Source organism: Nocardioides sp., from assembly GCF_035697785.1.
In the GTDB taxonomy this organism is placed as follows: domain Bacteria; phylum Actinomycetota; class Actinomycetes; order Propionibacteriales; family Nocardioidaceae; genus Nocardioides_B.
On the sequence record NZ_DASSCL010000162.1, the window covers coordinates 1 to 10,940 of the forward strand.

Below are 10,940 nucleotides of genomic sequence, written 5' to 3' on the forward strand. Positions count from 1 at the left end.
GCTGCAGGCCGGCTTCGCCATGGTCCTGCTGTCGGCAGCCATCAAGGGGGTTCCCGAGGACACCCTCGAGGCCGCCCGCATCGACGGCGCCACCGAGGTGAAGATCTTCTTCCAGGTCGTGATCCCGCAGATCCGCGGCACCATCATCGCGGTCTTCATCACGGTGCTGCTGATGGTCCTCAAGGTCTTCGACATCGTCTACGTGATGACCAACGGCAACTTCGAGACCAACGTGATCGCGGTGTCGTTCGTGCAGCAGATCTTCCAGTTCGGCCAGAACGGAATCGCGGCCGCGATCGTGGTGCTCCTGCTCATCGCGGTGATGCCCGTCCTCTACTGGCAGATCAAGCAGTTCCGTGAGGAGGAGGCACGATGAGCACCGCAGAGACAACCGCCCCGACGGTCGAGACGACCAGCACGAGGACTGCTCGCCCTCCCAAGGACAACGAGAAGCGGAGCTGGGTCTCACGTATCGTCCTGGTGCTGCTGTGCCTGATCTGGACCATCCCGACGATCGGGCTGCTGGTGACCTCGATCCGGCCGCAGCTCGACACGGAGCAGTCCGGCTGGTGGTCGGCGCTGTTCAACCCGTTCAGCAGCGCGTGGACCCTGCAAAACTACGACGAGGTGCTGAACGCGAACGGCATGTTCGACTCGTTCGTCAACAGCATCGTCGTCGCCGTACCTGCGACCATCCTGCCGATCATGTTCGCCGCGTTCGCCGCCTACGCGTTCACGTTCATGCGATTCCCCGGCCGCGACATCATCTTCGTGGTCATCATCGCGATGATGGTGGTGCCGATCCAGAGCACCTTCGTGACACTTCTGCAGCGCTTCGGCAGCGACGGCTGGGACATCAACGGGACGTTCCTCGCCTTGTGGCTGCTGCACACCACCTTCGGCATGCCGCTGGCGATCTACATCCTGCGCAACTACATGGGCACTCTGCCCAAGTCGGTGATCGAGTCCGCCGAGATCGACGGCGCGTCGCACTACCAGACGTTCTGGCGGCTCATCGTGCCGATGTCGGTGCCCGCGCTGGCGGCGTACGCCATCTTCCAGTTCCTGTGGGTGTGGAACGACCTGCTGATCGCGCTGCTGTTCCTGGGCTTCGACGACGCCACCGTGACCGTCAACCTGTCCCAGCTGCTCGGTCGGTTGGGTGAGGGCTGGCAGCTGCTGACCGCGGCGGCGTTCGTGACGATGATCGTCCCGCTGATCGTCTTCTTCGCACTGCAACGGTTCTTCGTCCGGGGCATGACCTCCGGCGCCGTGAAGGGGTGAGCCTGGACCCAACGTCCTGGTTCCACCTCCGCGAGGCCGGCACCAGCCTCCTCATCCTGCTCGAGGACGGCGTCCCGGTGGTTCGCCACTGGGGCGCCGACCTCGGCGACCTGGCGTCGGAAGACGTTGCGGCGGTGGCGACGGCGGCGACCCGTACGGTCAACCACAGCAGCCTCGATCGGCCTCGGGTGCTGCCGCTACTGCCGGACCTCGCGTCCGGGCACCCGGGCACACCGTCCGTCAGCGGACACCGGGCCGGAGACGCCGGCACCGTGGCTCCTTCGTTCCGCACGTGGACCGCGCACGAGCGCGACGGCGGAGTCACCCTCGTCGGCGCCGATCCCGGGTCGGGACTCGAGGTTCGCTGTGACGTCTCCCTGCGCCCGTCCGGTGTGGTGGCCCTCGACTACACGCTGACGAACACCGGAAACAGCCGGTACGACGTCGGCGGCGTCGTGGCCACCCTGCCGGTGCCGGCCCGGGCCCGCGAGCTGCTCGACCTCACCGGGCGGTGGAGCCGCGAGCGCGCCCCGCAGCGGATGTCGCTGCGCCAGGGGACCTGGCAGCGCGCCGGGCGGCACGGGCGCACCGGGCACGACGCTCCCCTGCTCACCGTGGTCGGCACCCCCGGGTTCGGCTTCCGGTCCGGCGAGGTGTGGGGCCTGCACGTGGCCTGGAGCGGCGACCAGGTGTCCCTCGCCGAGCGCACCCCCGAGGGTTTCAGTGTGCTCGGCGCTGGCGAGCTGCTCGCGCCGGGTGAGGTGAAGCTCGATCCCGGTACGACGTACCAGGCCCCGACGGTGCTGGCGGTCTGGTCGGACGCCGGGCTCGACGGTCTCAGCCACCGGATGCACCGGCACGTGCGTGCGATGCCGCACCTGGGCAGCCGCCCGCGGCCGGTCGTGCTGAACACCTGGGAGGCGGTCTACTTCGACCACGACGAGGCGACGCTGAAGCGGCTGGCCGACACCGCCGCCGAGGTCGGCGTCGAGCGCTTCGTCCTCGACGACGGCTGGTTCCAGGGCCGGACCGACGACCGCCGCGCCCTCGGCGACTGGACGGTCGACGCCGAGCGCTGGCCGCGCGGGCTGCACCCCCTCGTCGACCACGTCAAGGGTCTCGGCATGGAGTTCGGCCTCTGGGTCGAGCCCGAGATGGTCAACGAGGAATCCGCGCTGGCCCGGGCGCACCCGGAGTGGCTGCTGCGCGGCCGAGAGACCCTCCCCCCGACATGGCGGCACCAGCAGGTGCTCGACCTGCAGCACCCCTCGGCGTACGCGCACGTCCGGGACGCGCTGCTGGCGCTGCTCGACGAGTACGACATCGCGTTCCTCAAGTGGGACCACAACCGGGACCTGGTCGACGCCGGACACGCCGTCGACGGGCGCCGGGCCGGGGCGGTGCACGGCCAGACCCTGTCGCTCTACCGACTGCTCGACGAGCTGCTCGCCGCGCACCCGGAGCTGGAGATCGAGACGTGCGCGTCGGGAGGCGGTCGCGTCGACCTCGGCATCCTGAGCCGCACGCACCGGCTGTGGGCGAGCGACACCAATGACGCCCTCGAGCGCATCGGCATCCAGCGCTGGACCCAGCTGCTCGTCCCGCCCGAGCTGGTCGGCCAGCACGTGGGCGCCCCGGTCGCGCACACGACGGGCCGCACGCACCGGCTGGCGTTCCGCGCGGCATCGGCGCTGCTCGGCCACTTCGGCGTGGAGTGGGACCTGCTGTCCGCGGGACCCGACGAGCTCCGCGAGCTGGCCGGCTGGATCGCGACGTACCGGGAGCTGCGCCCGCTCCTCGCCGACGGCACCCTGGTCCGCGGCGACCACCCGGACCCGGGCCTGGTCGTCACCGGCATCGTCGGGCCCGACCGGCGGGAGGCGTGGTACGTCGTCGCGCAGGTGGCGTCGTCGCAGACCACCTCGCCGGCGCCGGTGCTGCTGCCGGGGCTGGACCCCGGTCTCCGCTACACGGTGGTGCCCGCCGGTCCCCGCGACGAGGGCGCGCCGGGCGCCGACCTGAGCACCTCGTGGCTCGACGAGCAGGGTGACGCCCCGCTAGTCATCCCCGGTTCCGCGCTCGTCTCCGCCGGGATCCAGCTGCCCGTGCTCGCCCCCGAGTCCGCCCGGGTGCTGCGGGTGCTGGCCGTCTGAGGGGTGGGGTGGGGAATTACCACGGGACCGTGGTAATCGGCCGCTTCCCGCCGAGAGTTCACACCGGGAAGCGGGAGATTCACTGGGTCCCGTGGTAATTGGGTCTGCGGCCTCAGCGGTTCGTGATGCCCAGCCGGTTCTTGGACGTGCCGGGGAGATCCTTGCGCTTGACGCCGACGCCGGCCATCAGCGCCAGCCCCTTCACGCGGACGATCGGCGAGTCGGGGCGCAGGTCGGGCGCGACCTTCGAGCGGCTCTCGCTGAAGTCGCCCATGATGCCGACGCCCTCGACGATCACGCGGGTCTGCGGGTTCACGTAGATGTCGATGCCGGCCATGATCGCGACCGCCTCGATGACGGTCTCCTGCGACGTGAACACCGCCTCGCGCAGGTCGATCGTGATGCTGCCCATCATCGAGAACGCGTTGTGCTTGGCGGGCACCTCCCAGATGCCCTTGCGGCTGCAGTCGCCCATGATCGAGAACGACGACGCGTGGGTGGCCGCGGGTACGACGGTCGCGTCCACGCGCGGCGTCACGTGCTGCGGCCGCTGGCCCGCGACGGGGAGGTCGGCGGTGATCGGCACCAGGTCGCCGTAGGTCTTCGCGGCGTACGTCGCCTCGAGCCGCTCGTCGAGCTCGTCGAGGTCGATCCGGCCGTCGCCCGCGGCACGGCGCAGCACCTCGGCCACCTTGTGCCGGTCGTCGTCGGAAATGCGCAGCATGCTGGGGTCGCCGACGGGTCTGCGCTGCAGCCCGCCCTGCCCCTGACTCTCCGTGCCTCCCACCATGGCGCCCAGCCTAATCGACCCCCCACGCGCTCGATTAGGCTCCAGAGACATGAGCGCGGACCCGCAGTTCCAGTACTCCGACCTCCTCCCGACCGGTGCCGACGACACGCCGTACCGCCTGGTCACGACCGAGGGGGTGAGCACCTTCGAGGCCAACGGCCAGACGTTCCTGCAGGTCGCGCCCGGGGTGCTGCGGATGCTGACCGCCGAGGCGATGCACGACATCGCGCACTTCCTCCGGCCGGCCCACCTCGCTCAGCTGCGCCGGATCATCGACGACCCGGAGTCCAGCGGCAACGACCGGTTCGTCGCGCTGGACCTGCTGAAGAACGTCAACATCTCCGCCGGCGGCGTGCTGCCGATGTGCCAGGACACCGGCACCGCGATCGTGATGGGCAAGAAGTCCGAGAGAGTGCTCACCGGATCCGACGACAGCGAGTGGATCAGCAAGGGTGTGTACGACGCGTACACCAAGCTCAACCTGCGCTACTCCCAGCTCGCCCCGCTCACGATGTGGGAGGAGAAGAACACCGGCACCAACCTGCCGGCCCAGATCGAGCTCTACAGCACACCCGGCGACGGCGACCCGGCGTACAAGTTCCTCTTCATGGCCAAGGGGGGCGGCTCGGCCAACAAGTCGTTCCTCTACCAGGAGACCAAGGCCGTCCTGAACCCCAACCGGATGCTGGAGTTCCTCGACGAGAAGATCCGCTCCCTCGGCACCGCCGCCTGCCCGCCGTACCACCTGGCGGTCGTGATCGGCGGTACGTCGGCGGAGTACGCGCTGAAGACCGCGAAGTACGCCTCCGCCCACTACCTCGACAACCTGCCCACCCAGGGGTCCCCGACCGCGCACGGGTTCCGGGACCTCGAGCTGGAGGAGGAGGTCTTCAAGCTCACCCAGTCGTTCGGGATCGGGGCGCAGTTCGGCGGCAAGTACTTCTGCCACGACGTGCGCGTCGTCCGGCTGCCCCGCCACGGTGCGTCCTGCCCTGTCGCGATCGCGGTCTCGTGCTCCGCCGACCGGCAGGCACTGGGCAAGATCACCGCCGAGGGCGTGTTCCTCGAGCAGCTCGAGCGCGACCCGGCGAAGTACCTCCCCGACACCACCGACGAGAAGCTGTCCGTCGCGGGCACCGACGACGTCGTCCGCATCGACCTCAACCGGCCGATGTCGGAGATCCTCTCCGAGCTGTCGAAGCACCCGGTCAAGACCCGGCTCTCGCTCACCGGTCCGCTCGTCGTCGCCCGGGACATCGCGCACGCCAAGATCAAGGAGCGGCTCGACGCGGGCGAGGGCATGCCGCAGTACATGAAGGACCACGCCGTCTACTACGCCGGACCCGCGAAGACCCCCGAGGGCTACGCGTCCGGCTCGTTCGGTCCCACGACTGCCGGCCGGATGGACTCGTACGTCGACCAGTTCCAGGCGGCGGGCGGCTCGATGGTGATGCTCGCCAAGGGCAACCGCTCGGTGCAGGTGACCCGGGCGTGCGACGCGCACGGCGGCTTCTACCTCGGGTCGATCGGAGGGCCGGCCGCCCGGCTGGCCCAGGACTGCATCAAGCACGTCGAGGTGCTCGAGTACCCCGAGCTCGGGATGGAGGCGGTCTGGAAGATCGAGGTCGAGGATTTCCCCGCGTTCATCGTCGTCGACGACAAGGGCAACGACTTCTTCGCCGAGACGCAGAAGCCGATCGCGTTGACGGTCCGCACCCGCTCGAAGGAGCGCGTCTGAGGCGTCGCGACGGGCGACGAGCCGGCTCGAGCGCTGTCCCCGCCTCAATCGACTGCTCGTTGCCCAGGCAGAGACCGGACCGGTTCCACACCGACCCCGCGGTACCAGGCGCCGAACGCGCGCCGCATGCGAGTCGACCCTCGGGCAGCGGTAACCTGACCCGCCATGGGGGACCACTTCTCGCTCGACGTCGAGCCCGGCCTGGTGGCCGCCGCCGCGCGCCGGCTGGGCGAGCGGGCCGACCACCTGCGCGAGCGAGGGCGCCAGGTCACCTCCGCCCCCGGACGCTGGGCCGCCGACTGGTCCAGCAGGACCGCCGCGACCGTCGCCGAGGAGGCCACCACGCTCGGCGGCCACCTGGTGTCGTTCGCCGGTCACCTCGACACCGCCTCCGCCGCGGTCGCCCACTTCGCGGAGGACCTCGACCGTGCCCTCACGGTCGAGGTCCCGGACCTCAACCGACGATGGGCCGCGGCCGACGCGGCGTACGACGACGCGGTCGCGAGCGCGCAGGCCAGCTATGACCGGCAGGTCGGCCAGATCCCCGGCGACACCCCGCCCCAGGTCCGGCGGATGATCCGGGACGAGTACGCCGCCAGCCGCGGCGCCGGCGTGTCCGGGGCGGGCGCCACCCGCACCGCGACGCAGGACAAGCTCGAGCTGGAGTTCGAGGACGTGCGGGACCGGTTGCGCCGGCATGCACGGCGCGTCTCCACCGCGCTCACCGAGTCGGTCGCCGTGCCCGTGCCGCCCGCCCTCGTCGCGGCGTACCGCGCCTCGCAGGGCAACGTGTTCGGTCAGATCGCGTGGACGTTCGCCGGTGGCGCGGTCACCGACCTGGCCACCGCGGCCGAGCAGCAGCTCGGCGGGCCGATGGCCGACCTCACCGAGCAGCTGCGCACCCCGCCCGACGACCTCGACCAGCTCCGGGCCCTGCTCGACCAGGCTCGTGAGCTCGGGGTTCCGCCGACGCAGTTCGCCCCGACCCTCGACCAGTACTGGCGCTACCGCGCGGCTGAGGCGGCCGGCATCGACCTGGCCGAGTGGGACCCGAGCGCCGGGGCGGACGCCAACCGCGACATCATCATCAAGGTCTACGAGTACTACCAGCAGCTCTACCTCGACGATCCCGACCTCCAGTGGGCTGGCATGGCCAACATGATCGGCCCGTCGTTCGCGGCCGGCTTCTTCGACCTGGCGCTGTTCCGTCGGATCGGCGAGAGCGCCGGCAACCTGCCGGGCCCGCTGCGGGATGCACTGCCGGAGGGAGTCGACCGGCTCGCCGACCTCAGCGCCGAGGAGCTGCGCTTCTTCGAGACCACGTTCCTCGACATGCAGCAGCAGATCTTCTTCGACCAGGGCGGCATGCACCAGGCCTACGTCGACGGCGGGCTCGCGGCCGTCGAGGAGATGGAGGCAGCCGGCCTGATCGCCCCCGATGTCGCCGACGCGTGGGCGGACATCGACAGCGGGGTGCCGGAGCGGGTCGCCGCTGGCAACACGTTGTTCCTGCGCCGCGAGCAGCACGACATCATCGACGACGAGTACCAGGCGATGTACGACCACTCGCCGACCGGCCCGGCGATGACCTGGGCGATGACCCTGATCGGTGCGCCGTCCATCCCGGACGCGCAGGGCTACCCGGACGTCTTCCCGCTGACCATCGGCTTCGAGACCCCCGGTCCCGAGCGCGTCGGCACCCCGGACAGCATCTTCGGGGTGGACGTTCCGAGCGTCTCCGTCGACAACCCGACCCAGGTCCATGTCGACGTCGAGACGCCGTTCCCCGACGGCAACATCGCGCACTTCGACGACCGGTGGGCGCTGATCGAGCAGGACACCCTGCCCCGCTTCCAGGAGTTGCTCGCCGAGGACCCTGACCGGGCACGGGACATCATCGGCAGCGACGTCAGCGACCTGATCGACGACTACCGGCTGAGCGAGCGGATCGACGACCTCGTGGGGCAGATGCTGGACTGGGACGTCGATGTCGACCAGTAGCCCGACACCGAGAACGCGCATGGGTGCCGCTGCCGTCGTGATGGCGACGGTGCTGGCCCTGACCGCAGGAGGATGCAACGTGACCGTGGGCAACAACGAGCGGAGCGCACAGCGCGAGGCCATCGACGAGGTCGTCGCCGACGGCGAGGTGACGCTCGACCTCACGGCTCCACCGTCGCGGGCGGACCTGGGCATGCAGGACGGACGCGAGTCCGTGATCCTCGAGCGGGAGGGTGGCGAGGCGTTCGACGTCACCGTGGTGTTCCGCGACGGCACCCGGCTCACGATCCCCGCGGTGACCATGGGGGTGTACGCCGACGACCCGGAGTCCGACCCCACCTCCGTGACCGTGCGGCGCGCCGGCGAGGGGATGCCGGTCATCGAGACAGCGCTCGACCAGGCCGTCGCCGACCTCGGCGTCGACCGCGCCGACGCGGACGCGGTCATCGCGCAGTCGGCCCGGGCCACCGAGGGGCAGGCCGACGTACAACGCTCCCTGACCACCTCGGTGCAGCCACCGGACCGACTGTCCCTGCGCACGATCGCCAAGGCGATCCGCGAGGAGTACGCCGTCAACTACACCGTGGAGTGGGACGGCCGATGACCGACCAGCCGATCCACGCCGACCCCGCGGTCCTCGACGGCGTCCGCGACGAGTTCCGCACGCTCGGCCGGGAGCTCCGCGACGCGGACGAGCCGGTGCGCCGCGACGCCGGCCGGGTCCGTGAGGGCGCGGGCGAGTTCGGCGACGCCGTGGCGGACGGCGTGGCGGCCTTCGAGCTGTCCTGGCAGGCCGCTTTCGACGCCACCGCCGAGACCTCGGGCCGGATCGCCGCCAACGTGGGCGGGTTCACCCTCGATCTCGAGGCCCTCGACCTCGGCAACAGCTAGGCCCGCGTTGCCGCCCGAGTACGTCGAGATCGCCCGCGCCGCCTCCGAGCGCGGAGAGGTCGTGCTGCGGCAGCGGCGTGCGGGCGACGACCCGGATGCCGCCGGCGCCGTGGAGCTCCGCGTCAACGGTGTCTTCGTGATGGACACCGTGGAGACGACCACCGAGCGCGAGCTGGCACAGGCCGCCCTCAAGCAGGTCGAGCACCCCCGCGAGGTGCTCATCGGCGGCCTGGGCCTCGGTTTCACCGCGCACGAGGTGCTCGCCGACCCCCGGGTCGAACGGGTCGCGGTCGTCGAGCTGGAGCAGGCGCTCGTCGACTGGATGCGCGACGGCACGGTCCCGCACGGTCCGTCGTACCTCGCCGACGAGCGCCTGCAGGTCGTGGTGGCCGACATCCGGTCGGCCGTCGCCGAGGCGGCGCCCGCGAGCTACGACCTGGTGCTTCTCGACGTCGACAACGGGCCGGGCTACCTGGTGCACGACGCCAATGCGGAGGTCTACGAGCCGGCATTCCTCGCCCGCGTCGCCGAGCTCGTCCGCCCCGGCGGCTCGCTGGCGGTGTGGTCGGCCGCGGCGTCCGGGCCGCTGGCGGCCGCGCTCGCCGACATCTTCGGCTCGGTCACCCCGGTGGCGTACGACGTGGACCTCCAAGGTCGCGCCGAGCAGTACTTCCTCTACCTCGCCCGACCCTGACCGGCTGACGCCTGAAGGCCGGTCGATGAGCGCGCGGGGAATGGGTACCGTGCGGGCATGAGCCACCGGATCGAGCACGACAGCATGGGCGAGGTCGAGGTCCCCACCGAGGCGTTGTGGCGGGCCCAGACCCAGCGGGCGATCGAGAACTTCCCAATCAGCGGCACCACCCTCGAGGCCGAGCACGTCAAGGCGCTCGCCCGGGTCAAGGCCGCGGCCGCCACCGTGAACGCGGGCCTCGGCGTGCTCGACCAGGCCCAGGCGGACGCGATCGTGGCGGCGGCCGGGCAGGTCGTCGACGGGGAGCATCTGGACCACTTCCCGCTCGACGTGTTCCAGACCGGGTCCGGGACGTCGTCGAACATGAACATGAACGAGGTGCTCGCCTCGCTGGCCGCGCGCGCCGGGGTCGACGTACACCCCAACGACCACGTCAACGCGAGCCAGTCGAGCAACGACGTCTTCCCGACGTCGATCCACGTGGCCGCCGCGACGGCCACCACGCGGCAGCTGGTGCCCGCGCTGGAGCACCTGGCGGCCGCGTTCGAGGCCAAGGCCGAGGAGTTCGCCGACGTCGTGAAGTCCGGTCGCACGCACCTGATGGACGCGACCCCGGTGATGCTCGGCCAGGAGATGGGCGGCTACGCAGCCGCGCTGCGGCTCGGCATCGAGCGGGTGCAGGCGGCCCTGCCTCGGGTGGCAGAGCTGCCGCTGGGCGGGACCGCAGTCGGCACCGGCATCAACACGCCGCCGGGCTTCTCAGCCGCCGTCATCGAGGAGCTCGCCTCGGCGACCGGGCTGCCGTTCACCGAGGCCCGCAACCACTTCGAGGCGCAGGGCGCCAGGGACGCGCTCGTCGAGCTGTCCGGGCAGCTGCGCACCGTCGCCGTGTCGCTGACGAAGATCTGCAACGACCTGCGCTGGATGTCCTCGGGTCCGCGCACCGGGCTCGCCGAGATCAACCTGCCCGACCTGCAGCCGGGGTCGAGCATCATGCCGGGCAAGGTGAACCCGGTGCTGCCCGAGGCCACGCTGATGGTGTGCGCGCAGGTAGTCGGCAACGACGCCGCGGTGACGATGGCCGGCGCCTCGGGCAGCTTCGAGCTCAACGTGATGATGCCGGTGATGGCACGCAATTTGCTGGAGTCGCTGCGGCTGCTCTCGACCTCGTCGCGACTGCTCGCCGACCGGTGCGTCGCCGGCATCACCGCCAACGTCGACCGGATGCGCGGCTACGCGGAGTCCTCACCGTCGGTGGTGACGCCGCTGAACAGGTACATCGGCTACGAGAACGCAGCCAAGGTGGCCAAGAAGGCGCTGGCCGACGAGAAGACCATCCGCGAGGTGGTCGTGGAGATGGGGTACGTCGAGCGTGGTGACCTCACCGAG

Annotated in this window: 10 protein-coding genes; 9 read left to right on the forward strand and 1 reads right to left on the reverse strand. The window is 70.7% G+C overall.

Annotation, left to right across the window (positions count from 1 at the left end; all coding sequences use genetic code 11):
- The 3 genes from VFH10_RS16855 to VFH10_RS16865 all read left to right on the forward strand — a co-directional run.
- The coding region (locus VFH10_RS16855; protein ID WP_325130636.1) for a sugar ABC transporter permease at nt 1–376 on the forward strand (376 nt) is incomplete at its 5' end.
- The gene (locus tag VFH10_RS16860; protein WP_325130638.1) at nt 373–1,284 is read left to right on the forward strand and encodes a carbohydrate ABC transporter permease; all 912 of its coding nucleotides are present in this window, start codon (nt 373–375) and stop codon (nt 1,282–1,284) included. The genes VFH10_RS16855 and VFH10_RS16860, both read left to right, overlap by 4 nt.
- Nucleotides 1,281–3,437, forward strand: a complete 2,157-nt coding sequence (locus VFH10_RS16865) for an alpha-galactosidase (RefSeq protein WP_325130639.1) — start codon at nt 1,281–1,283, stop codon at nt 3,435–3,437. Before VFH10_RS16860 ends, VFH10_RS16865 begins: the two co-directional genes overlap by 4 nt.
- 112 nt (nt 3,438–3,549) lie before the next feature.
- Here the strand turns inward: VFH10_RS16865 and VFH10_RS16870 are convergent, their stop codons facing one another.
- Nucleotides 3,550–4,227, reverse strand: coding sequence for a DUF1707 SHOCT-like domain-containing protein (locus VFH10_RS16870; RefSeq protein ID WP_325130641.1), 678 nt, complete (start codon nt 4,225–4,227; stop codon nt 3,550–3,552).
- A 49-nt stretch (nt 4,228–4,276) separates the two neighbouring features.
- Between VFH10_RS16870 and VFH10_RS16875 the strand changes: the two genes are divergently transcribed.
- From VFH10_RS16875 to VFH10_RS16900, 6 genes are all read left to right on the forward strand, one after another.
- Entirely contained in the window at nt 4,277–5,965 is a 1,689-nt protein-coding gene (locus tag VFH10_RS16875; protein WP_325130643.1) for a fumarate hydratase, read from the forward strand.
- Nucleotides 5,966–6,130: 165 nt separating this feature from the next.
- Nucleotides 6,131–7,966: a hypothetical protein gene (locus VFH10_RS16880; protein ID WP_325130646.1), complete on the forward strand. Its 1,836-nt coding sequence runs from the start codon at nt 6,131–6,133 to the stop codon at nt 7,964–7,966.
- Between the two features lie 19 nt (nt 7,967–7,985).
- Nucleotides 7,986–8,570 (forward strand): hypothetical protein, encoded by a 585-nt coding sequence (locus VFH10_RS16885; RefSeq protein ID WP_325130648.1) that lies wholly within the window; start codon nt 7,986–7,988, stop codon nt 8,568–8,570.
- The gene (locus VFH10_RS16890) at nt 8,567–8,857 is read left to right on the forward strand and encodes a hypothetical protein (RefSeq protein ID WP_325130650.1); all 291 of its coding nucleotides are present in this window, start codon (nt 8,567–8,569) and stop codon (nt 8,855–8,857) included. Before VFH10_RS16885 ends, VFH10_RS16890 begins: the two co-directional genes overlap by 4 nt.
- 7 nt (nt 8,858–8,864) lie before the next feature.
- Entirely contained in the window at nt 8,865–9,551 is a 687-nt protein-coding gene (locus tag VFH10_RS16895; RefSeq protein WP_325130652.1) for a hypothetical protein, read from the forward strand.
- 57 nt (nt 9,552–9,608) lie between these two features.
- Nucleotides 9,609–10,940, forward strand: a 1,332-nt coding sequence (locus VFH10_RS16900) for a class II fumarate hydratase (RefSeq protein WP_325130654.1), incomplete at its 3' end; no start/stop codon positions are given.

Bases quoted from the DNA above. Each gene is read 5' to 3' on its own strand.
- VFH10_RS16860 (WP_325130638.1), top strand. From the start codon at position 373: ATGAGCACCGCAGAGACAACCGCCCCGACGGTCGAGACGACCAGCACG.
- VFH10_RS16870 (WP_325130641.1), bottom strand. From the start codon at position 4,227: ATGGTGGGAGGCACGGAGAGTCAGGGGCAGGGCGGGCTGCAGCGCAGA.
- VFH10_RS16875 (WP_325130643.1), top strand. From the start codon at position 4,277: ATGAGCGCGGACCCGCAGTTCCAGTACTCCGACCTCCTCCCGACCGGT.
- VFH10_RS16880 (WP_325130646.1), top strand. From the start codon at position 6,131: ATGGGGGACCACTTCTCGCTCGACGTCGAGCCCGGCCTGGTGGCCGCC.
- VFH10_RS16885 (WP_325130648.1), top strand. From the start codon at position 7,986: ATGGGTGCCGCTGCCGTCGTGATGGCGACGGTGCTGGCCCTGACCGCA.
- VFH10_RS16890 (WP_325130650.1), top strand. From the start codon at position 8,567: ATGACCGACCAGCCGATCCACGCCGACCCCGCGGTCCTCGACGGCGTC.